We start from the raw sequence: 22,980 nt of genomic DNA, 5'->3' as shown, positions 1-22,980 counted from the left end.
TATCATTTTCTGCTATCGTATGTCGCTGACCGAGAAACAAAAAAGACTCCTGAGGACGATCGTAGCAGAGCCCGCGATGGCCGATGCCAAGTTCGGCGAGCTGCAACGGTTGCTCACAGCACTAGGTGCAAAGAGTATCCGCGGTGAAAGCGGGCAGACGGCATTCGCACTGCCGGGCGGAGTGATTTTGGTGTTGTCTTGGCTGAACTCGCAAGAGTCCGTGCGGGGATATCAACTTGCTTCGCTTAGCGAGGCGCTTCGGCGAGCCGGGCTCGCGGAGAAATGACCGATGGAATATAAAGGCTTTAAGGCAAAGGTAGAATATTCGGCTGATGACGAGGTCTTTTGGGGCAGGCTGTTCGGGGTTGATGACATCGTCACCTTCGAGGGAAAGTCGGTCCGCGAGCTCAAACGGGCGATGAAGGACGCGGTCGAGCACTACGTCGAAGTCTGCGCTAAAACTGGCCACGAGCCGCGTAAGAAATTTTCCGGCAAGCTGCTCCTCAGGCTTACGCCCGAGCTTCATGCCGAGATCGCGAATGCGGCCGCGGCGAGCGGACAGAGCATCAATGAATGGAGCAAGCGAGTCTTTCAGCAAGCAATGAAGGGCTGACAAGGCCAACCGGCACGCCTTGGCTTTTCTCACGCGGCATTGACCTCACGGTCTTTCTTGGCAGTGCGGTCGTGTCGCTTTTGCTGCTTGCGGTTGGTTGGCAGCTTGGGATACTCGACGAGGCCTCGCCGGAGTGGACGTGGATAACGGCGATCCTGCTGATCGATGTTGCCCACGTTTGGTCGACGAGCTTCCGGGTTTATTTTGACATCGAAGAATACAAACGCCGCTTCTGGCTCTACACGCTCGTCCCGGTCTTCGGTTATGCGGTCGGCGTCGCGCTCTATTCTGAGGGCGAGCGTATCTTCTGGAAGGCGCTTGCGATCATCGCGGTCTTTCATTTTGTCAGGCAGCAATACGGGTGGGTCGCGCTCTATCGGCGAAAGGCCGGCGAGAGCGAGCGTTGGACCTGGGCTATCGATGCGACGGCCGTTTATCTTGCTACGCTTTACCCGCTCGCCTTTTGGATGACGAGCCTCCCGCGAAACTTCAATTGGTTTCTCGAGAATGATTTCTTCGCCTTGCCCGCTGTGGTCGAGGACGTTCTCTTTCCTATATACGTACTTGCCCTCGCGGCGTATTTCGCCAAGTCGATCTATCTTTACGCGACCGCGGGGTTCCTTAATATCGGCAAAGACATCGTCGTCGCGACGACCGCCATCTGTTGGTATGCCGGCATCGTATTTTTCAATTCCGATTACGCCTTTACGGTGACCAACGTCATCATCCATGGCGTGCCTTATTTCGCCCTGATCTATATGTACGCCCGGATGCGGCGGGAAACTGCCGGGCCGGTCTATCGCGGGCTTTCGAGTAACTGGTTCGCTTTTCTCGCGACGCTTTGGGCACTCGCATATATTGAAGAGCTTTTCTGGAGCCGCGGCGTCTGGCACGAGCGGACATGGCTTTTTGGTGCGAACTGGGACGTAGCCGAGTGGAAGATGTGGATCGTCCCGCTGCTCGCGGTGCCGCAATTGACGCATTACATACTCGATGGCTTCATCTGGCGGCGGCGCGGAAATGCAGGCGTGGCCGTTACGGGTGGATAGTCGGGCGTTTGTGTTAAATTTAAGCTGATGAGCAGTGCCTGGCTTACAAAAAAACTCCTTCTGCTTGGGATGGCCGTTGCCGTTGTTTCGGTCGGAGCATGTAAAAGCTCGGGCGGGCTCGGTGACATAGTTGCGTTTGATGAAACGGGCGAGGCGGGAAAAATAGTAGAGGAAGCGAACAAAGACCTCAACAAGATCAAGATCCTTTACCGCGATAATGAAGGCAAGCGGCTTGAGATAAGGCAGGCACTTGAGACCAACAATACCGAGGACGTTCGGCGGCTTGCGGGCGAGATCGTAACGATAATTAACGAGGGGACGAACACGGCCGCAGATGCGATCGACAAGCTCGAATCTGCCCGGGCGATGAAGATAAACCCCGACTACGAACGCTATCTTGAGCTAAAGATCGATGCACTCAGATCGCAGCTCGAGGCATTTCAGAACTTTCACAAGGCCGCCCGAACCCTTCGCGACAACTACAACCCCCAAGACGGCGCCGCCCGCGACAAGGTGAAGGCAGAGTTTGACGAGCTGACCGAAAAGTACCGAAAGACAATGGAAGACGCCCGTGCCCGGAGCAGCGAGGCGAACGATCTTTACAAAGACACGGTCAGAAAAGAAAGGCAGTAGTCGGCGATGAAAATTAAACGGCCTCTGCGTTCGCAATGTCTGAACGCAGAGGCCGAAGTTTTATGCAGGACCCTTTAGACGACCCGCCCGGGAAAGAAAAACTCGCCCATCGGACGTGGTGCTGCCGGTGCTGCCGGAGTTCGCGGAGCCCGCGGCGGAGCGGGAACGCTGAAGAAGTTCTCCGGATAGCCCTTTGCGGCCTCGGGCGCGACGCGAATGGTCTGCCGGCTGCGGTCGCGGACAATGCTGAGCTCGACATCGCCTTCCTTCTTGGCCGAAATGCCGCGGACGACCTCCATCTCGTTCGAGATCTCTTTGCCGTCAATCGCGACGATGATGTCGCCGGCACGAAGCCCGGCTTTTTCGGCCGGCGAGCCCTCGCGGACGTTGTTGATCATCACACCCTTCTCAACGCCAAAGTGTGCGGCAAGCTGCTTGGTCAGCGGCGTTACGCCGACTCCGATCTGCCGCGAGCCGCCCGTGCGAAAGACGAACACATCACCATCGCCGCCGCGAGGCATTGGGAAGTTCTCGACCCTAGGGATCTCCGGCAGTTCAGGCATCTGGAATTCGAAATCGTCGCCGTCCGGAATGGCAATGCGGAAGCGGCCATTCTCAAACTGCGGCATCGGGCGCTTGCCGATGGTTGCTGTGACCTCGGTTTCCGAACCTCCACGGACAACGGTCAGGCGAACGGAGTGGTCGGGCGCGACCTCGCCGATCAGGCGAGTAAGCTTGCGAGCACTTGTTACCTCGTCGCCATTGAAACGTACGATAACATCTCCGGCACGCAGGCCGGCCGATTCGGCGGGCGATCCCTCGACCACCTTCTTTACCGCCACGCCGCGGACCGAACTGAGCCCATGGGACGCGTAGTTCTCGCTGCTGACATCTGCCGTCTCAACGCCCAGAAAACTGCCCGAAAACGGCATCGAAATTGTCATTACACGCGGTGCCGGCGGTTCAGGTGGACGCGGCGGCGGGGTCTGCGCCGAAAGGGCAACCGAGCCAAAAGCCAAAACTACGAGCAAAACGAAAGATCTCTGCATAACTAGAACCTCCACAAATAATCTACTGCTATGTGAAAACACCGCATAAAGTAATTTTGTTGCAGAAACGCGAAAAAAAGGTTGCCTCGGGCTAGCCCTTCTTAAGCGTCATAAGCCTTTCGGCGGCGGCTTCGAGCGTTTCGTCGCGTTTGCAGAAGCAGAACCTGACCATCTGGCTACCGCCGCTCGATTCGCGAAAGAACGAAGACATCGGCACGACCGCGACGCCGACGTTACGGATCATGTGCATCGTAAACTCCACGTCGTTCGCAAAGCCAAAGCCCGCGATATCCGCCATTACATAATAGGCGCCCTCGGGCGGGTCGCAGTCGAAGCCCGCCTCGCGGAGCACCGGCACAATGAAGTCGCGTTTGCGTTGATACTCGGTCCGCACCTCTTCGTAGTATTCCGGCGGCAGCGACATCGCATATGCACCGGCGTGTTGGAGCGGATTGGCAGCGCCAACCGTTAGAAAGTCGTGGACCTTGCGGATGGCGGAGGATATATCCGGCGGGGCGATGCAGTAACCGACGCGCCAGCCCGTGACCGAATAGGTCTTCGAGAGCGAATTCACAACAACGGTCCGATCGCGCATGCCGGGCAGCGTTGCCATCGAAACGTGCTCTCGGGGCCGGCCGGTCGCGGGATCGTCAAAGGTAATGTGCTCGTAGATCTCGTCCGTAAAGCAGAGAGCGTCAAACTCGCGGCAGAGCCCGGCGATGTACCCCATCTCTTCGCGAGTGAAGACCTTGCCGGACGGATTGTTCGGGTTGCAGATAATGATCGCCTTCGTCCGCTCGCTGAAAGCCGCACGGAGTTCGTCGCGGTCAAAGGTAAAGGTGCCATCGCGGCGGTAAAGCGGGACGTGGACCGGCACAGCGTCGGAGAGAATGGCGTCCGGCGCATAGTTCTCGTAGAAAGGCTCGAAAAGTATCACCTCGTCGCCGGGGCTTACGGTTGCGAGCATCGCCGCGATCATTCCCTCGGTCGAGCCGCAGGTTACGGTGATCTCTTCCTCTGGGTCGATATCAAGCCCGAGAAACCACTTGGTCTTTGCCGCAATGGCATCGCGAAAGGGCTTTACGCCCCAAGTGATCGCATACTGGTTATGATCGGCGGCTATCGCCTCCATCGCCTTCTGCTTGATGTCATCGGGAGCGGCCCAATCGGGAAAGCCCTGCCCAAGATTGACGGCATCATACTTGGCAGCCTCGCGGCTCATCTCGCGGATAACCGATTCGGTAAAGCTCGCAGCCTTTGCGGAAATGCGCGGCTTGACGATGCGTGGTTCTGTGCTCATAAAATTTATGGAAATCGAGATTACGTTTTGGGCGCTTGATGGTCGAGTGCCCTAACCGCCGCCCCTTCGTGCTCTTCGTGCGATTCCTTTGCGGCCTTTGTGTTTAAGTGCCCTTTAACCACAAAGGTCACAAAGCTTTCGCAAAAAGTTAACAAAGGTAGGCCTAGTTATGAACTGACTCTTTCGCCAACGTAACCAATATGCGATCTACTCGTAACCCTCAGGGTGCGTGGTGTGCCATTTCCAAGCCGATGCGATGATCTCTTCGATGCCGGAAATCTTCGGCTGCCAACCGAGCACGCTTGTCGCCTTTTCGGCATTAGCGATCAGCTTTGAAGGGTCGCCGGGCCGCCGCGGTGCATTGGCCACGTTGATCTCGCTTTCGGTCACGCGCCGAGCGGCCACGATCACCTCTTTGACCGAAAAGCCGCTGCCGTTGCCAAGGTTAAATGCGTCTGAGTTGCCGCCGTTTCCGAGATGATCAAGCGCCAGCAGGTGCGCCTCTGCGAGGTCGCTGACGTGGATGTAATCGCGGATCGCGGTGCCGTCGGGCGTTGGGTAATCAGTGCCGAAGACCGAGACGTGTGAGAGTTTTCCCTGTGCAGCAAAAAGCACAAGCGGGATCAGATGCGTCTCAGGAAAGTGATCTTCGCCGCGCGTCTCGGTCGCGCCTGAGGCGTTGAAGTAACGCAGGGCGACGTAGCGAAAATCGTAGGCCGCCGAATATGTCTCAAGCACCTGCTCGACCATCAGCTTCGTCCGGCCGTAAGGGTTGGTCGGCTGCTGCGGGTGTAGTTCGTCGATGGGCGTATACTGCGGCTCGCCGTAGGTCGCGCACGTCGAGGAGAAAACGAACTGCTTCACATCATGTTCGAGCAGAGCGTCGAGCAGGTCGAGCGTTTGGCGGACGTTGTTTTGAAAATATTTCTGCGGCTGCTGGACCGATTCGCCAACGTAGGCATATGCCGAAAAATGCATGCAGGCGGTCACGCCGTGCTCCGAGATGATGCGAGCGACAAGTTCCTTATCGCCGATCTCGCCCTGATAAAACGGTACTGATCCATCGACCGCCTCGCGATGGCCGTAAACGAGATTGTCGATAACGACGACCTCAAGCCCTCGTGTCCGCAGGGCCTCGACCGTTACGCTTCCGATATATCCGGCACCACCGGTGACGAGGATCGACATGATTTCTACTTCACTTGCCGGCGAGGCCAAGGCTCCCGGGCTGCGCAAAGGTCTTACCGGGTTCGGAGTCTTCTTTCGGCGCGGGCTCGGCAACATCAATTCCGCTCAGCGAAGCCTCCGGCAAAACCGCTCCGAAAACGTTGCGGATCTCGGCCTCGTTCCTAAGCTCGACGGAATGCCGAAAGCGTTCGACGATCTCGGCGACCTGCTCTTCAGTATAGGCCGCGATCTTGCCGATGAAGATCTTCGGGTGGCGCGTTTTGAGCAGATTCTCGCCGGTTATCTCGAGTTCCTCAAAGAGCTTTTCGCCCTTCCGCGTTCCGGTAAATTCGATGTCGATCTCCTCATAAGGAATGAGCCCCGAGAGCCGGATCATTTCCTCCGCCAGGTCAACTATGCGGACCGGCTGGCCCATGTCGAGGATAAATATCTCGCCGCCCTCGCCGAGTGCCCCGGCCTGAAGCACGAGCTGCGAGGCCTCAGGGATGGTCATAAAGTAACGCGTCATGTCCGGATGCGTTACCGTGATCGGCTCGCCGCGGCGGATCTGCTCGCGAAAGATGGGCACGACCGAGCCCGCCGAACCGAGCACATTGCCGAAGCGGACCGAGGTGTAGCGGGTCTTGAATCGGCGGCTTAGGTCCTGAACGACGATCTCGGCAACTCGCTTTGAAGCACCCATGACCGAGGTCGGGTTTACGGCCTTGTCGGTCGAAATAAGCACGAAATGGCTCGCTCCAAATTCACCGGCGAGCGAAGCAACATTGAGCGTGGCGAAGATGTTATTCGTCACCGCCTCGATCGGGTTCGCTTCCATCATCGGCACGTGCTTATGTGCAGCGGCATGAAAAACGACGTCCGGGCGATGGCGGTCAAAGAGCTCGCGCATCCGAGCCTCGTCGCCGGCATCGGCAATCAGCGGCCGCGTCCGAAGCTCGGGGAGGTCGATCCGGGCCTCGCGCTCGATGGTGAAAAGATTGAACTCGGCCCGCTCGACCAGCAAAATCTCACGCGGCTTGAACCGGGCGATCTGGCGGACAAGCTCCGAGCCGATCGAGCCGCCTGCACCGGTCACCATAATGACCTTGCCGGAAAGAAATTCGTGCAGGTTGCTTTCGTCCAGCTTCACGGGGTCGCGGCCGAGAAGGTCCTCGATCTCAACATCGCGTATGCGGTTTATCGAGATCTTGCCCTGGGCTATCTCATTGAGATTCGGGATCATCTGCGCCTTGACCGGGATCGAACGGCAGATCTCGAGTATTCGGCGGAGGTCTTTGCCGTTTCCCTTGTCGATGGCGATGACGACCTCTTGAACATCAAGCTCTTCGACGAGCTTCGGCAGGTCGTGGGTCGTTCCAAGTATCTTGATTCCGCTTACGCTGCCGCCTTGCTTGCGGCGGTCGTCGTCAACAAAACCGCGAAGCAGAAGCCGCGAATCCGAGCGGCCAACGACCTCTTTTGCGAGTGCGGCACCGGTTCGCCCGGCACCGACCACGAGCGCCGGCTTTCGTTTCATCCGCCGGTGCGGTACGAGCAGCGTTCGCTTCTCGCCAAGCTCATAAACGAAACGGCGGCTGATCCGCAACGCCAGCAAGCCGCCAAAGGCGAGCACCGTGTCGATCAGTATCACCGAAATCGGCACCTGCCAAAGCGAAAACTCGGCAAAGCTCAGTGAAAATCGAAATACTATTAGGACCGCCCCCGAAATGGCCGCAGCCCACATAAAGACCTTTAGGTCCTCGATGCTGACATAACGCCAAAGGATCGAATAGGCTCCGGTCAGAAAAAGCGATGAGAACTGGACGAGGATTACAAGTGGAAGCTGGCTGAGGGCCGTGTTGAAATAAAACTCACCAAGCTGAATATTGATCGCGGGAAGATAAGCAAGGAAGAACGCGATCGTCATAACGACGAGATCGGCGGCCACCTGCGTCGGCCGCCGGAGATACCATAATCGTTCGCGATAGTTCTCCTTCACGTTAAAAACCCGATAAAACGGTGGGAATACTAATACTTTGAAGCGCTCAGCCCTTTGGCGCAAGCGCGGGGGCGTGGTTTGTTACATCGGTGCAAACGTATCTCCGGGCAACGGCAAGTGCGGAAAATTGAATCGTATCGGCTTATAAGATAGTCTGAGGACTGTTAGAAAGCCCGAAGAAGTATGATGTTTAAGAAATTTGCCCTATCGCTATTGCCGATCCTATCGCTTGTGTTCGCCGTTTCGGCACAGGCGCCGGAGCCCGCTGAAGGCCCACAGGGTTACCTAATCGGCCCCGGAGACGAGATAACCGGCAAGGTGCTCGGTGAACCGCAGTTCGATTTCGTGGCCACAGTTGATGAGGACGGCAAATTCGAAGTTCCGTTCTTTGAGGAGCCCATCGTTGCCGGCTGCAAGACGGAACGCGACCTCCGGGGCGATGTTGCGAAGCTTTTGACGAAGTACCTTCGGGCACCGCAACTCAGCCTCCGCGTAACGCAGCGAAACAGCCGCCCGCCGGTCAGCATCTATGGCGAGGTGCGGCAGCAGCAGCAGGTAAACCTTACCCGCCGTGCATATCTGCTCGAGCTGATATCATTTGCCGGCGGTGAAACGGAAAAGAGCGGCGGGATGATCCAGGTTTTCCGGACGCGGCCGCCGATGTGCTCTGAAACCGAAGGCGACTGGAAAGCGTCCGGTACCGATGTGCCCTCGCGGATGTACAGCCTTGCAAGCCTAAGGCAGGGCCGCGAAGAATCGAACCCCGAAATACTTCCCGGCGATGTCATCATCGTCCAAAAGGCATCACCGGTTTACGTTACCGGTGAAGTGATCAAACCGGGCGAGTTAAGCATTCCGGAAGGCGGGCTGCCGCTAACGCAGGCGGTCGCGATGGCCAGCGGCATCACCCGCGAGGCAAAGACTAAGAACATTAAGATCTATCGCCGGCAGCAAGGAAGCGCCGAGCCCGAGGTGATCGTCGCCAATTACGATTCGATCAAGAAAGGCGAGCAGAAAGATGTTATGCTGCAGCCATTCGACATCGTCGAGGTCGACAAAGCAGGAAAGAAATTTACGGATTATCTGTTGGAATTCGCAACGGGCGTGCCGAATCGCATTCCGATCCGCCCATTCTAGCGAAGGCTAATCTTCCTCGTACAGCTTTTCGATCACCTCAGCGTATTTCTCATCGATGACCCGGCGCTTTACCTTAAGCGTCGGGGTCATTTCTCCGCCCTCGACCGTAAACTCTTCGGTCAAAAGCGTAAACTTCTTAACGGTCTCAAAGCGAGCGAGGTCCTTGGTCGTCGCCGCGATCTGCCGTTCAAAAAGGTCAAGAATCTTCGGATGCTTAACGAACTCTTCCGGACCCGAGATCTCAAGCCCTTTGTGCTTAGCGTAAGAAACAAGCATGTCAAAGTTCGGAACGATCAGAGCCGCGGCAAATTTCCGCTCGCTGCCGATGAGCACGGCCTGGCTTACGAACTTCGACGTTTTCAGCATCTGTTCGATCGGTGAAGGTGCTATGTATTTCCCGCCCGAGGTCTTAAAGAGCTCCTTCTTGCGGTCGGTTATCCGCAAAAAGCCATCCTCATCTATCTCGCCAATGTCGCCTGTCCGGAACCAGCCATCGTCTGTAAAAGCCTCGCGGGTCGCCTGTTCTTTTTTGTAATAGCCGAGCATGACGCCCGGGCCGGTAGCTTCGATCTCGCCATCCTCGGCGATGCGCACCTGAAAGTTGCGGATCGGTTTACCGACCTTGCCAAGCCGGACGTCGAAAGGATTGCTCGACGTGATAACGGGCGAGGTCTCGGTAAGGCCATAGCCTTGCATAATGGAGATGCCGGCGCCGTTGAAGATCAGGTAAATGTCGTCCGAAAGTGCGGCACCGCCCGTGATGCAGAACCGCAACCGCCCGCCGAAGAAGTCACGCAGTTTTGAAAAGACCAAACGATCGGCAAGCGAATGTTTGAGCTTTAGCGAGAACGGGACGTTTGCGTCGCCTTCGCTAAGGAGCGCGTATTCCTTCCCAACGGCGATCGCCCAATCAAAGATCTTCTCTTTCAGCCCGCCGCTTTCGGCCGCTTTGAGCTTCGCCTTGGCATAGACCTTCTCAAAGATGCGCGGCACGCCGACGAGTATGTTCGGCCGTACCTCGGCTAGGTTTTCGGGCACCTTTTCGATCGATTCGGCATAGTTAACGCACATTCCGTTAAAGATGTAGAGATACATCGCCGAGCGTTCAAAGATATGCGAGAGCGGCAGGACCGAGAGGCAGGCGTCCGTTGGCGAGAACGAATACTTTTCACCGGCATCGATGACATTCGAGACGATGCACGAATGCGTAAGCATCACGCCCTTCGGCTCGCCGGTCGTCCCGCTTGTGTAGATAAGCGTTGCTACGTCCTCGGGGTCGGCCTCGGCTCCAATCTTGGACAGCAGCTCCGGCTCGTCGGCGCGAAGTTCGCCGCCGCTTTTCTCGAGCCTTTGAAGATCGAGGGCTGAATGTTTCTCGGCAGCGGCCGGGTCGAAGAAGATAATGTGCTCAAGCTCGAGGCAATTCGAAAGAACTTCAGCGATCCGCTCAAACGCCTCAGCGGAATCGATGAAGAGCGCCTTCGCCCCGGAATCAATCAAAATGTACTCGACCGAGGCCGGCGAAAGCGTCGTGTAGATCGGAACGTCGATGACGCCTGCGAACTGGCAACCGGCATCGGAAAGCGTCCAAGCGGGCGAGTTGGCCGCGAGAATGGCCGCACGTTCGCCTTTCCGCAGGCCAAGCGAATAAAGCCCGAGAGCGATGTTCCCGGCCCGTTCAAGCACCTGCTCAGAGGAGATCGCGACCCAGCCTTCGGCAGTGCGATAGCGGAGAGCATCAGGACGCGTTTTCTTCGCGGCGGCGTATTCAAAAAGCCCGCTCAGTGTTCGCGGCTCATCGGGAAAGAGCGGCAGGCCTCGGCCGGAGTTTCGGCGGGGCGAATGGATGCCGGTTTCGAGCGAGATCGTCACTTAACTGCTACACCTCCGAGAAATATCTTTGTTACCTCCGCCGCCATAGGCCCGAGCGGGTACGAGCGTTTTGAAAGTATCCAGTTTGTGACCATTTCATCGAGAGCCCCGTAAAAGATCTTTGCGGCGACGACCGGCTTGATGTCCTTTCTAAAGTCACCGGCCTTTTGGCCCTCGTCGATGGTCTTTTTGATTATGTCCAGATATTCTGCAAATCCGGCACGCGAGAATTCGCTCATAAACTTCGTAGAACCGCGAAGCTCTACCTGAAAAACAACGGCAAGATCACGATCAGCCCCGAGCCGCTCAAGGTGCAGTTCCGCGACCCGGCGAAGCTTTTCCGCCGGGCTCTTGATCGCGGCAAGTTCGCGGAGGCCGTCTCCGATGAATTCCTCCATCGCCCGGTCAAAGATGTAGTGGAGAATCTCTTCCTTGCTTTTGAAATAGAGATAAACGGTGCCGTCCGCAACCCCGGCCGCCGAGGCGATATCTGCGACTTTTGAACTGAAATAGCCCTTTGCCGCAAAGACCTCGACCGCCGCACGGTGGATCGCGTTGCGCTTATCTGTGACGACCGAACGGGTCGCCGCGGCGTTTTTCTGAATGCGAGACATTAGACGAAAGAAAGCCGTATCCCAAGCCGGAGCGGGCAAATGAATGAACCATCATTCATTTGCAAAAGTACCCTAATTCTCTCGCTGGGTCAACAAATTTCGGTCGAAAGGGTCGTGGATATGAGATGGCGGAGGGGACAGGACTCGAACCTGCAAGCGATCACTCGCGGTAGTTTTCAAGACTACTGCCTTACCAATTAGGCTACCCCTCCGGCTGTTGCGGGGCGAAATGAGAATATAGCGTAAATCCGGCACCGGGACAACCCCCATTGTGGCTGATCCGCTGAACGGAACGCCCGCCGGGCAAAGAAAAAAATGTCCGGCTGTTCCCCAACAGCCGGACTTTTAAGGAGTAAAGAGACTGATCTAAGCTCTCTAGTCGGAAACAAGTAATTTTTGTATCTGTGCGTCGATGTTAGAAGCCTTGTCGAAACCATCGGTCCGGTGGCCGATCTTACCCGATCGGCTGATCAGGAAGTGCGCCGGATATCCCATGTTCACCCGTCCCCCGGCGTCCATATCGGCGAATTTCAGCAGAACGCCGAAGCTGTTCGGGATGATGCTGAACGTGAACGGGTTCTTCTTGAGATAGGGCTGGATTCGGGCGTCATTCTCCATCGTCATTGCAAGAAAGACAACATCTTTCCCGCGGTAACGTTCGACGAGCTGGTTCAGCTTCGGGATCTCGCCGTGGCAAACGGCACAGCGGGTTGACCAAAAGGTCATTACGATAACCTTGCCTTGAAGCTGTTTCGAATCAAAAACGCCGCCTTCCAGCGACTGAGCCGTAAACTCAGGCGCCGGATTCCCAATACGCAGCTGCTGCTGCCCGGCGGCACCGCCGGCGATCAGGAGCAATGTAAATATTATAGTGGCTAGACGCATTGTTTGGGAGACCCAGATGTTTAAATGTCGTTAAAGAACATTTAACGCCCCTACTTTAAATACAAACAGAATGGCTTCAGCTTCCAGAAACTAGTGATTATTTTTCCGATAGTGGGCTTGGAACCCCGAATTTCGGCTGGCGTGCTAAAATTTAGCCAATGCTGCTCGAGAATCTCGAGGCCCGGGCCTTTCGCAACCTAGCCGGAAAGATCGATTGGGGGAATGGACTAAATGTCCTAATTGGCGACAATGGCCAAGGTAAAACGAACTGGCTTGAGGCGATCTACCTGCTTTCAACGACCCGATCATTCCGGACCGCTAAACTTCAGGAAACAATTCGTTTTGGGGAAGAACTGGCGATAGTTCGAGGGCGAGTGCGCCAGTCCGAGGGTATTGCACGTGACCTCCAGGTCACTATAGAGAAGACTATAAAAAGTTTCTCGATAAACGGCAAGCGCGAAACTCACTCTCGGTATTCCGAGGAAATGCATGCTTTTGTCTTTAATGCCGAAGCGCTCGACGTTGTTCGCGGCCAACCCGAAGCGAGGCGGCGGTTTCTTGATGAGAGCATCATCGCCGTTCATCCGCCTTTTGTGCAGACGTTTCGCGACCTCGCTAGGACGCTGAAACAGAAGAACGCGTTGCTTCAATCAATTGCCGAACGCGGCGACCCGCTCGAAAAAGCAGCAGAATTGCTCGAACCCTGGAACGAGCAGCTTATTTCGCTTGCGGCGCGGGTCCACCGCGGGCGGGTGCGGATCGTCGAAAGGCTGAACGAAGCGCTTGAGAAGCGGCTTTTCGGCAATGAGGAGGTGCAGCTCCGATATGCGTCGTCGCTTGAAGGTAAAGGCGATCTCTCGGACTACGAAGCCCTGCTTACTGAGCGGTTGCGGCTCCGCGTGCAGGCGGAGGTCGCCGCGGGGCGTTCGCTGATCGGCCCGCATCGCGACGAGCTTGAGATCACATTTGACGGGCACGACATCCGCAAATTTGGCTCCTCGGGCCAGCAGCGAAGTGCGATGCTAGTGCTTTTGCTGGCAAATCTCGAGGTTTACAACGCCACTCGGGGCGAATATCCGCTCTTTTTGATAGACGATATCGATGCCGAACTCGACTTCAAACGCATCGGCAGCCTGCTCGAGTTTCTCGCGGGCCGAACGCAGACCTTTGTAACCACCTCAAAAACCGCATTTGTCAGTGAATTTGGGGCTTCGGCGGCTGTTTTCAGGGCCGCGGACGGCACCGCGGAAAGTGCCGCCAACGCCGCAGTTTAAGGGCACCTGCCCGCTACCCTAACCCCACGCAAAATGTTACAATTAAGTATTGTTTTAGAGGCCTAAAACCTCGCTTATTTACCGCATCTTGAACGTAGTGTCTCACACGAAATTTTTAGATCGAAAAAGAACAAAAAACACTTATCTCTAATTCGAGGTTGTTAATACTTTGGCGAAACCAAAAACAGAATACGGTGCAGATTCCATCACAGTTTTGGAAGGCCGGGACGCGGTAAGAAAGCGTCCGGCGATGTATATCGGCTCGACGGGCGAGATCGGTCTTCACCATCTTGTTTACGAGGTGGTCGATAACTCAGTTGACGAGGCACTGGCCGGCTATTGCGACACGATCGATGTGACCATTCATATGGACAACTCGATCACGGTCATTGATAACGGCCGCGGCATTCCGACCGATATCCATAAACAAGAAGGCCGTTCGGCGGCGGAGGTCGTAATGACCGTGCTCCACGCCGGCGGAAAGTTTGATACCAATTCATATAAAGTATCGGGCGGCCTGCACGGCGTCGGCGTCAGTTGCGTAAACTTTCTTTCCGAATGGCTCAAGCTTGAGATCTGGCGCGACGGCAAGACGCACGAGATGGAGTTTCAGGTCGGCATCCCGGTCGCTCCGCTTAAAGAAACAGGCACGACCCAGAAACGCGGAACGAAGATCACCTTCAAGCCCGACCCAGATATCTTCGAAGCGACCGTTTACAGCTTTGAGAAGCTTTCGGAGCGGCTTCGCGAGAAGGCCTTTCTTAACAAAGGCATTCGGATCTTCATCAAAGACGAACGCGAGGAAGAGGAAAAGTCGCACGAGTTTTATTACAAAGGCGGGATTGCCGAATTTGTAAAGCACCTTAATCGCAACAAAAGCCCGCTCCACAGCGAACCGCTTTATTTCGAGATGGTTTCGGATGAGCTCTCGATTGAGGTGTCGATGCAGTACAACGACAGCTACGACGAGAAGATCTTTACCTTTGCGAACAACATCAACACGGTCGATGGCGGCACGCACCTTTCGGGATTTCGCGGAGCGATCACCCGCACCATCAACAACTACGCCGAGACCAGCGGCCTGACCAAAAACGCGAAAGTTACGCTTTCCGGCGATGACGTCCGCGAAGGGCTGGTCGCTGTTATCAGCGTCAAGATACCGCAGCCGCAGTTTGAGGGGCAGACCAAGGGCAAGCTCAATTCGCCGGTGAAAGGGCCGGTCGAATCGTTTCTTAACGAGAAGCTCGGTGAGTTTTTCGAGCAGAATCCAACGGTCGCGAAAAAGATCGTCGGCAAGGCGGTCGATGCCGCACGTGCCCGCGAGGCGGCCCGCAAGGCCCGCGAGATCGTCCGCAAGAGCGCGATGGCGGGTTCCGGCCTGCCCGGAAAGCTGGCCGATTGCCAGGAGAAAGACCCGGCGCTATCTGAGATCTACATAGTTGAGGGCGATTCCGCCGGCGGGTCGGCAAAGCAGGGCCGCGACCGCAAGAACCAGGCCGTGCTGCCGCTCAAGGGTAAGATCTTGAACGTCGAAAAGGCGCGGTTCGATAAGATGCTCGGCCATGGCGAGATCAAGGCGCTGATCACGGCGCTCGGCACGGGCATCGGCAAGGAAGATTTTGACGTCACAAAGCTCCGCTATCACAAGATCTGCCTGATGACGGACGCCGACGTTGACGGCAGCCACATCCGCACGCTGCTGCTCACATTCTTTTACCGGCAGATGCCGGAGCTGGTCGAGGGCGGTTATGTTTACATTGCCCAACCGCCGCTCTATAAGGTGAAGCGGGGCCGCAAGGAAGAATACCTCAAGGACGAAAAGTCGATGTTCCGCTACCTTATGCGGCAGGGCACGACCGACCTCGTCGTCAGCGCCAATGGCGGCTCGCTTGAGGGACGGCAGCTTACCAAGATGCTCGAAAATACCATCGAGCATCAGCGATATGCACAGCGTTTCTCCCGCCGGCTTGGGCATGATGAGGTTTTGCTCGGAGCGATCCTTGAGGCTTTCGCCGGCCGCGATGGCGTGCTCAACCGCCATAAAGTAAGGCTCAAGAAGGTCTTTTCAGAAGAATCGCTGATGGCCGAGGTCCAGGCGACCGTCGCCGCGGCCGGTTTTGAGACCGAGCTGATCCCGGACCTCGAACACGGGCTCTGGGAGATTGAGATCAGCTACCCGAATGGCTCAAAGACCATCTTTGACTGGAACATGGCGAGCTACGTCGAGTTTCAAAAGGCGGTCGAGCTCAAACGCGAGCTTGATACCGACTATCCCGGCCCGTTCATGCTCGGTGAAAACGGCAAGACCGAAGAGGTGCCGTCCCGCCAGCTTTTGCTTGAAAAGGTCACCGCACTTGCCAAAAAAGACCTTTCCATCCAGCGTTACAAGGGACTCGGCGAAATGAACCCCGAACAACTCTGGGAGACTACGATGGACCCCGAAAAGCGGACGCTGCTGCAGGTAACGATCGAGGACGGCGTTGAGACCGACATGCTCTTTACCGTCCTGATGGGCGACCAGGTCGAACCCCGCCGCAAGTTCATCGAAGACAACGCGCTCGATGTGAAGAACCTCGATGTTTAGGTCGCAGTTGCAGGGTTGCAGTTTGGAGTTCCAGCTTTAGCTGGCTCCGGGAACGCGGGCATCCCTGCCCGCCCGTTCCGATGCACAAGCCTGCACGTTAGTAAGGGCGGTAAAAAAAGGCGGTTCGTCTAAATTCGAATCCGAAGTTAATTTGTGAATCGCAATATTGCAGACCTGATCCCGTTGCCTTCCTTCTTGTGTTATTCGATCTTTCTTGTTTCAGATTTCTTCAATCGGTACTTTCCTTTTTCAAAGTGAAAAGTGGAGTTTGTGTACTCGTCCCCGGAAACCCATGATGCTTTGATATCGCGAAAGCCGTTCGTCGGCCGGGACGAGAATTCAAGGGATGAAGCTGTCGTGCTCAAAACACATTCGTACCCCGATGGACCGTACAGAAAGACCCAGAATGGCGTCACGCTTGGCCCCGCTAGCGGCGGGGCAACGGCGACGACAACATAATCCAAATTACCGTCAAGGTTAATATCTATCTGCCCGGCCTCAACCCATTCACTTGGGTCTTTACTCTTTGTCAATTGACTTTTCAGCACTCTAGATGCATCCGACTCCACGATCTGCTGCCAAATGATCGGGGGCAACTGTTTCTTCTCACACACGGCATGATCTTCCATGTCGAATCTCATTTGCTCTGTTCCGCTGCAATGTACAGCCATTTTGTCGTCTATCTGTCTCGCAGTATCGCTTTCATTATTCATCGGCGGTCTCTGGCATGTGATGTTCAGTGCCCCAACGGCACAAATCATAAACAGCAAAAGTAGATCCTTCATGATTTATCACACTCCTTTTTGAGCTGGTTCCACCGTAGCAGAGGAAACGGGGTCGGGCGTGCGATCATCCAATTCTTTCCGCTTGGCTGTGCAATTTTAGGCCTTGGGGGTGTGAGATGGCAAGAAGAATTTGGTCGAGGGTGGGCTTTATCATTTGATCGTTCGAGGCAACGACCGGAAGGATAGATTTCATTCGCGTGGGGATCACGAACGAATTCTCGATTCTCGAATCTGTAAAGGCGAAGTTGCCGGTTTCGGAGTTTCAGAGGGTGCGGAGCTGCGGAGTTCGGGATTCTGCTTGTGGTTTGAAATTCCAGATCTACAACAAAACAAGAACCGCAATAACGCAGGCCTGACCCCGTTTCTTTTGTTTTAGTTCGCTATCATTTTTCGGGGGAGGTCATTACATCACTACCATCTTAGATAAAATCATATCGTCGAAATATAATAAGACTCCTGACGCCACTTTCAAACAAATCACATTCTGACGAGTTTCGGGTCCATAAATTCCAAAAACGATGTGTTCATTATCAAGGAGGTTCTTAATTTCATTAATTTCCCTATCTCCGACCTTACATACCTCATTTGATATCTGCGCAGGAAGCTCTACGGTGTCGTTTCGTATTTCGATGGCAATGATGTCCAGAGACTCGTTGAAAAAGCTCAACTGGAGATCACCTTTTTCAAAACCTTTTCTTCGCCTGGTAATAGGGAAAATATCAGAAAACGATACATTCAAGAGTTCCACGACCGCGCTGGTAGAGAGACCTAATTTCAGACCTTCCAATTCTGCGGTTTTTATAAACTTCACTAATAACTCATCCATTCTTTATGGCGTGCCTAAATTTCCTAGTGCGTTAAGTAGAAAATTAAACTCGGCGCCCATTCCGTTCACTCTCGCATCCCTGGCGCCAGACGTAAAAACTTCTGTTCCTTTCAGGCAGTTGCGAGGGTCTCGGGAACGCGTGCGATCCGGCCGATCTGTGTTGGGTCGATCTGGCTGAGCTCCCAGTTGTTCTGTAGATTCAGCCAAAAATGCGGGCTGGCGCCGAGGGCACGCGAGAGCTTCCAGGCCATCTCGACGCTGATCCCGCGCTTTCCTCGGCAGATCTCGTTCACCGTTTTTGGCAATACCCCGATGTGCGCCGCCAGAGCCGACTGGCTGAGGCCGATCTCATCAAGTTCGTCCTGTAAAACAAGTCCCGGGTGTATGGGTGTCGTATGCGTTTCCCTATTGCTCATATCCAAATTCCTCGTGCTTCAATGATAATCCACGGCTCAAGGCTCTGCGTGACTGATGGCGGCGTCGATGAGGTCGGGGCCGTAGGCCATTGAGGGGGTTTGGAAGCCTGGTTTTAGGTCGCCGGCGAGGATGCGGCGGGTTATTTCAAGTGCGGCGAGTGCGGTGGTTGTGTAGCCCTCGGGGACGGTGAGCCGCTCTTCGATGCGGTTGCCGGCGTCGTCGCTGGCCTCGCCCCAGAGCAGGGTCTTGCCGCGGGCGCGTTCGGCGTCGTTCGGGCCGCCGGGCGGGATCTTGCCTTGAAGATAACGCTGGACCGGGCCGGACGCGAGCAGTGGGCCAATAAAGCGGCTGAGCTTCATAAGCCTTAGGGCGCTCGGCGGCGCGACGGTATAGACCTCGATGTTCGGGATGCCGGTAGAATAAAATGCGGTCGAGACATCGCCCCAGGGGATCGTCACGCCGAGCTTTACGACGCCCTCGCCAAAGTCGATCTCGCGGGTCCGCCAGGCGGCCGGGACCGGCTTGATCTTGCCATCGCGGCGAACGGCGCCGCCCTTGTCGATGTTCATCGTCATCGTCGCCTGCGTGCCGTGCGAGATGCGGCTCTTGCCGTAAAATGCGAGCATCAGGTTGGTCGCCGAAGGGAGCCGATCCTTGAGCCGGCGGGCGAGGCAATCGCTCGGGACGACGTCAAACCCGACGCCGGGCATCACCATTATCCCCGCATCTTTTGCTTTTTGGTCGCCGGCGGCGCACGCCTCAAAGACGGCGATCTCGCCGGTGATGTCCGTGTAATGCGTCCCGGTCCGGAGGCACGCCTCGCCCATCTGCCGCGAGGTCAGCGAGAACGGCCCGGCACAATGGAGAACCAGCGCGACTTCGTTCAACGCTGTGTCGAGCTTCGCCGTATCATCAAGCGAAAAGACGCGGTGCTCAAGCCCATGCGCTTCCGCGAGAGCCTTGATCGCCGCCTCATTCCGCCCGGCCACGATCGGCCGCATCCCGCGCTCGACCGCCATCCGCGTGATCAACTCGCCGGTGTAACCATTTGCACCATAAATTAAAAAATTGTTTTTCATTGGAGATAGAGCACTAATGGCTCGCAACTACGGTCTTTTCTGGTTCTGCCTTACGGCTCTCCTGTCCAAAAGGGCAGGGTAAACGAACGCTTCAACGAAGTCTTGGCCGGTCTTCAGCGGGCCGCGATTGTTATAGTTGCCCGCTGTTGCGGCGACCATCAGGCCGTTATCTTGATCGCTCATGACGAATTGTCCGCCGTTACCGTTGAATTCTTTCAAATTGACGCGCGTGCCTCCGATGTCAACTGACGGCAGCCAGATCTGAAATCCATAACCCAATTCGAAATCGCCCTCTTTGGCAACGCTTATCTGTTCGGAGAATGCCGCGTCAATTAAACTTTCAGGAATGATCCGTTTGCCGTTCCATTTACCCCGCTGCATCATCATCAGTCCAATTTTTGCCATATCACGGGACCGAAGACGCAGTCCCGAGGCTCCGGAGGGATCGCCGCTCTTCGTCTTCACCCATTTGTATTGTGTGATGCCAAGCGGGGCAAACAGGTGCTTTTCGGTAAATATGTCGGCCTCCACTCCGGTCGCCTTCTTGATCAATCCCACGAGCAGCTGCGTACTCCCGCCGCTATAGTTGAAAACAGTTCCGGGCTTATCCGCGAGTTTCTGCTTGAGAACAAAGTCGATCGAATCGGAGGCGTTGTTCATCTGGATCTCGCTGTTTTTCGGGTCGGCATAGGAGATCTTTTCGTCCCATTCCAGTCCGGAGGTCATTGAAAGAACGTGCTCGATAGTGATGTTCTTCTTATCGCCCTCTGCATACTTGGAGTACTCCGGAAAATAACTAAATATCGGGTCGTCAAGACTCTTGATCTTGCCCTGTGAGTGGGCAATAAGAACGGCCGCAGCAACAATGCTCTTTGTAACGCTTCGCAAGTCGTGAAGCGTGTCGCGCGTATGATTCACCACGCCCAATGGGCCGACTCCGCGTTCAACGTCCTCACCCGTAAAATAGTTTTCATAAACGAGCTTGCCGTGACGGAAGATCAAAAGGCTGTGCATGTTCGGAAACTTGCCTTTCAGGATCTCGTTCGTCCCCGCGACGATCTTCGCCTCATCTATCTTCGCCGAGCGTAGCGTGCCTGTCTTAATACCGTCATTCAGTTTTGCCGGCGGCGCGTACTTATAATCAGCTACCTGCTGAGACAGGGCTGCAGGCGGAACTACCAGCAGGACTAGCGTAAGCAACACCGCAAGGATTAAATCGACAGCTCTTTCCATAATCTCCTTCTAGGCCAAATTCCTCCTAACATTGTCCTTCACCCAACAATTTGCGGACGCGGCCGACCTGGCCGTCAGTTAGTCTCACTTTGATGCCGTGCGGGTGGCTTTGGGAGTTGGTCAGAATATCCGCGACTGTGCCTTCGGTCAGCTTGCCGGTGCGCTGATCTTGTTTTAGGACGATGGCGACCTTTAGGCCGGGGCGTATGTTCTTTCGTTCGCGATGCGGCATATCTAAAAAAGCTTGTGGCCGAGTGCCTGAGTAGCTTTGAGTTTAGTCAAAAACTCGCGGCGGTCAATCTCTTTGGCGCCGAGTGCTTTCATATGCGGGGTCATTACCTGTATATCGAGCCACGTTGAGCCGCGAGAGCGGAGGTGCTCGATGAGAAAGAGCAGCGAGAGTTTTGAGGCATTTGGGCGGTTGAAGAACATCGATTCGCCGCAGAAGACTCCGCCGGCATCCACGCCGTAAACGCCGCCGACGAGGTTGCCGGCCTCGTCCCACGCTTCGACGCTATGTGCGCCGCCGGCCTCGTGGAGTTCTGTGTAGCGTTCGATGAAGGCGGGCGTTATCCATGTGCCCTTCTGCCCCGGCCGGCGGGCGAGAGCGCACTCTTCCATTACGTGGCGAAAGTCCTCGTCGATGGTGAACCGCAACCTAGAACGGCGGCGGGCACGGGCGAGGCTCGCCGGAATGTGAAGATCGGCAAAGTCGAGAATGGCACGCCGTGACGGACAACACCAGGGCAGCGGCACGCCGTCCATATGCCACGGAAATATGCCTTTCCCATAAGCCTCGCGGAGGCTCCGCACCGAAAGCTCAACGCCGAGCGCGACCACATCCGGGCCATAGTAAAGATAGTCGCCAAACGGCACCCAATCAGGGAAATCATGCTCGCCGGGGTCGGGGAAGATCACGGTTAGATTCTACCGCAAAGGGTGTGTGACGCGGAGATGGGGAGACGCGGAGACACGGAGAAGTAGAGCGACGGGACATATCTGTCCGATATGTCCCATCGGTCCCATTGTTCGATCAAACCACCTGCTGTTTCCACTTGCCCCGGCGGAAGACGAGGGCCGAAGCAACTGCAAGTGCCGAGAATGCGATCGTGATCGCCCAGAAGACGCCCTGCGGGCCCATATCAAAGCTATAGGCAAGCACGTAAGCCAGCGGTATCTCAAAAAGCCAAAAGATGACGAAGTTGAGATACGTCGGCGTGAGCGTGTCGCCCGCGCCATTGAACGAGCTTTCCATCACCATTCCGAGCCCATAAAAGGCATAGCCGTAACCGACGATGCGGAGGCAATCGGTAGCGTACCGCGAGACCTCGGGGTCGGTCGTAAAGATCGAAACGACCAACTCGGGAAAGACGATGAAAAATATCCCGGCGAGCCCAAGCAAGACGGCGTTAAGAATCGCAGCCGTCCAGACGGAGCGCTCGGCCCGTTCCGGCTGGCCCGCTCCGAGGTTTTGCCCGACGAGCGTAGCGGCCGCATTCGCAAGGCCGACCGCCGGCAGGATAACGAAAATGATCACTCGCAGACCGATCTGGTAACCCGCAATGGCGACCGTTCCAAAGCCTGCGACGACGCGGACGAGCCCGCTCCAGCTTAGAGTCGCGATCAGGAACTGCAGCACCGCCGTGCCCGAGAGCCGGACCAATGCGACGAGCAGCTTCGGATCAAAGCGCCAGTGTTCGGCACGGATCTCGAGCCTTCCGTTTCCGGGCCGGAGCAGCGTCCAGGCCGCAAAAGCGACACCGGCGGAGCGGCCGATGACGGTCGCGACCGCGGCACCCGTTACACCCCATTCCGGAAAGATCCAGACGCCGAAGATGAAGAGCGGATCGAGTACGATGTTGAGCCCGTTGGCGATGATCAGCACGCGAAGCGCTATCGCCGCGTCGCCCGCTCCGCGAAAGATGCCGTTAAGCAAAAATAGGAACAGGATGACGGCGTTCGTCCCGAACATGATCCGCATGAACGGCAGCCCGAGCTCGATGACGTCCGGCTCCGCACCGAGCAGGCCGTAGATCTGCCGGGCAAAGATGACGCCGGCGATGCCCATCGCGGCCGAGACAAGCAAGCCGAGATAGATGACGTGCGTCGCGGCCCGTGCCGCACCGTCCATGTCCTTTTCACCGACGCGGCGGGCGACCGTTGCCGTCGCGCCGATGCTGAGTCCGACGGCGACCGCATAGATGAGCGCAAGTACCGATTCCGTTAGCCCGACGACCGCGACCGAAGCAGCTCCGAGCTTTGCCACAAAGAAGGTATCGACGATGGCGAAGAGCGCCTCCATCGACATCTCAAGGATCATCGGGATCGCCAAAATGATAAGCGCGACCGGGATCGACCCGCGGGTGAAGTCGCGCTCGGTGCCGACAAAGGCCTCACGCAAAACGGAAAAGAAAGTGTTTTTTTCAGCCGCCAAAGACGCGCTTTCAGCATTGAAAGACATACA

22 protein-coding genes and 1 tRNA gene are annotated in these 22,980 nt (G+C 56.1%); 7 read left to right on the top strand and 16 right to left on the bottom strand.

Annotation, left to right across the window (positions count from 1 at the left end; translation table 11 throughout):
* The first annotated feature begins 19 nt into the window (after positions 1–19).
* From IPM21_04965 to IPM21_04950, 4 genes are read left to right on the top strand one after another with little or no spacing between them, the layout of a single operon-like run.
* Complete coding sequence (locus IPM21_04965; protein MBK9163252.1) at positions 20–286, top strand: hypothetical protein; 267 nt, start codon at positions 20–22, stop codon at positions 284–286.
* 3 nt (positions 287–289) lie between these two features.
* Positions 290–613, top strand: coding sequence for a type II toxin-antitoxin system HicB family antitoxin (locus IPM21_04960; protein ID MBK9163251.1), 324 nt, complete (start codon positions 290–292; stop codon positions 611–613).
* Complete coding sequence (locus IPM21_04955) at positions 574–1,662, top strand: hypothetical protein (GenBank protein ID MBK9163250.1); 1,089 nt, start codon at positions 574–576, stop codon at positions 1,660–1,662. Before IPM21_04960 ends, IPM21_04955 begins: the two co-directional genes overlap by 40 nt.
* Positions 1,663–1,689: 27 nt before the next feature.
* On the top strand, positions 1,690–2,295 hold the full coding sequence (locus IPM21_04950) for a hypothetical protein (GenBank protein MBK9163249.1): 606 nt from the start codon (positions 1,690–1,692) through the stop codon (positions 2,293–2,295).
* Between the two features lie 74 nt (positions 2,296–2,369).
* On the opposite strand, the gene IPM21_04945 is transcribed toward IPM21_04950, so the two are convergent.
* From IPM21_04945 to IPM21_04930, 4 genes are all read right to left on the bottom strand, one after another.
* Complete coding sequence (locus tag IPM21_04945; GenBank protein ID MBK9163248.1) at positions 2,370–3,344, bottom strand: PDZ domain-containing protein; 975 nt, start codon at positions 3,342–3,344, stop codon at positions 2,370–2,372.
* 91 nt (positions 3,345–3,435) lie between these two features.
* Entirely contained in the window at positions 3,436–4,644 is a 1,209-nt protein-coding gene (locus IPM21_04940; protein ID MBK9163247.1) for an aminotransferase class I/II-fold pyridoxal phosphate-dependent enzyme, read from the bottom strand.
* A 207-nt stretch (positions 4,645–4,851) separates the two neighbouring features.
* Entirely contained in the window at positions 4,852–5,832 is a 981-nt protein-coding gene (galE, locus tag IPM21_04935) for a UDP-glucose 4-epimerase GalE (protein MBK9163246.1), read from the bottom strand.
* 10 nt (positions 5,833–5,842) lie between these two features.
* A complete protein-coding gene (locus IPM21_04930; protein ID MBK9163245.1) occupies positions 5,843–7,810 on the bottom strand; it encodes a polysaccharide biosynthesis protein in 1,968 nt (655 codons plus the stop codon).
* 183 nt (positions 7,811–7,993) lie between these two features.
* On the opposite strand from IPM21_04930, the gene IPM21_04925 reads away from it, so the two are divergent.
* Positions 7,994–8,947: an SLBB domain-containing protein gene (locus IPM21_04925; protein ID MBK9163244.1), complete on the top strand. Its 954-nt coding sequence runs from the start codon at positions 7,994–7,996 to the stop codon at positions 8,945–8,947.
* 6 nt (positions 8,948–8,953) lie between these two features.
* On the opposite strand, the gene IPM21_04920 is transcribed toward IPM21_04925, so the two are convergent.
* The 4 genes from IPM21_04920 to IPM21_04905 all read right to left on the bottom strand — a co-directional run bounded on the left by IPM21_04920 (position 8,954) and on the right by IPM21_04905 (position 12,318).
* The gene (locus IPM21_04920; protein ID MBK9163243.1) at positions 8,954–10,819 is read right to left on the bottom strand and encodes a long-chain fatty acid--CoA ligase; all 1,866 of its coding nucleotides are present in this window, start codon (positions 10,817–10,819) and stop codon (positions 8,954–8,956) included.
* Positions 10,816–11,433 (bottom strand): TetR/AcrR family transcriptional regulator, encoded by a 618-nt coding sequence (locus IPM21_04915; GenBank protein MBK9163242.1) that lies wholly within the window; start codon positions 11,431–11,433, stop codon positions 10,816–10,818. The genes IPM21_04920 and IPM21_04915 overlap by 4 nt, the downstream gene beginning before the upstream one ends.
* A gap of 126 nt (positions 11,434–11,559) precedes the next feature.
* Positions 11,560–11,645, bottom strand: a tRNA-Ser gene (locus IPM21_04910).
* A gap of 163 nt (positions 11,646–11,808) precedes the next feature.
* Positions 11,809–12,318 (bottom strand): TlpA family protein disulfide reductase, encoded by a 510-nt coding sequence (locus IPM21_04905; GenBank protein ID MBK9163241.1) that lies wholly within the window; start codon positions 12,316–12,318, stop codon positions 11,809–11,811.
* A gap of 158 nt (positions 12,319–12,476) precedes the next feature.
* On the opposite strand from IPM21_04905, the gene recF reads away from it, so the two are divergent.
* Complete coding sequence (gene recF / locus IPM21_04900; GenBank protein ID MBK9163240.1) at positions 12,477–13,592, top strand: DNA replication and repair protein RecF; 1,116 nt, start codon at positions 12,477–12,479, stop codon at positions 13,590–13,592.
* A gap of 169 nt (positions 13,593–13,761) precedes the next feature.
* Complete coding sequence (gyrB, locus tag IPM21_04895) at positions 13,762–16,176, top strand: DNA topoisomerase (ATP-hydrolyzing) subunit B (GenBank protein ID MBK9163239.1); 2,415 nt, start codon at positions 13,762–13,764, stop codon at positions 16,174–16,176.
* A gap of 200 nt (positions 16,177–16,376) precedes the next feature.
* Here gyrB and IPM21_04890 read toward each other — a convergent pair whose 3' ends face one another.
* From IPM21_04890 to IPM21_04855, 8 genes are all read right to left on the bottom strand, one after another.
* Positions 16,377–16,961 carry a hypothetical protein gene (locus tag IPM21_04890; protein ID MBK9163238.1) on the bottom strand — a complete coding sequence of 195 codons (585 nt, stop codon included), beginning with the start codon at positions 16,959–16,961 and terminating at the stop codon, positions 16,377–16,379.
* Positions 16,962–17,364: 403 nt separating this feature from the next.
* Positions 17,365–17,787, bottom strand: coding sequence for a hypothetical protein (locus tag IPM21_04885; protein MBK9163237.1), 423 nt, complete (start codon positions 17,785–17,787; stop codon positions 17,365–17,367).
* A gap of 110 nt (positions 17,788–17,897) precedes the next feature.
* Positions 17,898–18,203: a HigA family addiction module antidote protein gene (locus tag IPM21_04880; protein MBK9163236.1), complete on the bottom strand. Its 306-nt coding sequence runs from the start codon at positions 18,201–18,203 to the stop codon at positions 17,898–17,900.
* A 36-nt stretch (positions 18,204–18,239) separates the two neighbouring features.
* Positions 18,240–19,283 (bottom strand): saccharopine dehydrogenase NADP-binding domain-containing protein, encoded by a 1,044-nt coding sequence (locus tag IPM21_04875; GenBank protein ID MBK9163235.1) that lies wholly within the window; start codon positions 19,281–19,283, stop codon positions 18,240–18,242.
* A gap of 27 nt (positions 19,284–19,310) precedes the next feature.
* The gene (locus IPM21_04870; protein MBK9163234.1) at positions 19,311–20,516 is read right to left on the bottom strand and encodes a serine hydrolase; all 1,206 of its coding nucleotides are present in this window, start codon (positions 20,514–20,516) and stop codon (positions 19,311–19,313) included.
* A 25-nt stretch (positions 20,517–20,541) separates the two neighbouring features.
* On the bottom strand, positions 20,542–20,748 hold the full coding sequence (locus IPM21_04865) for a YwbE family protein (protein ID MBK9163233.1): 207 nt from the start codon (positions 20,746–20,748) through the stop codon (positions 20,542–20,544).
* Positions 20,749–20,750: 2 nt separating this feature from the next.
* The gene (locus IPM21_04860) at positions 20,751–21,434 is read right to left on the bottom strand and encodes a leucyl/phenylalanyl-tRNA--protein transferase (GenBank protein MBK9163232.1); all 684 of its coding nucleotides are present in this window, start codon (positions 21,432–21,434) and stop codon (positions 20,751–20,753) included.
* Positions 21,435–21,549: 115 nt separating this feature from the next.
* The gene (locus IPM21_04855; GenBank protein MBK9163231.1) at positions 21,550–22,977 is read right to left on the bottom strand and encodes an MATE family efflux transporter; all 1,428 of its coding nucleotides are present in this window, start codon (positions 22,975–22,977) and stop codon (positions 21,550–21,552) included.
* Between the last annotated feature and the right edge of the window lie 3 nt (positions 22,978–22,980).

This window comes from Acidobacteriota bacterium (assembly GCA_016716435.1).
Classification (GTDB): Bacteria; Acidobacteriota; Blastocatellia; order Pyrinomonadales; family Pyrinomonadaceae; genus OLB17.
This window is presented reverse-complemented; position numbering and strand designations above follow the sequence as displayed.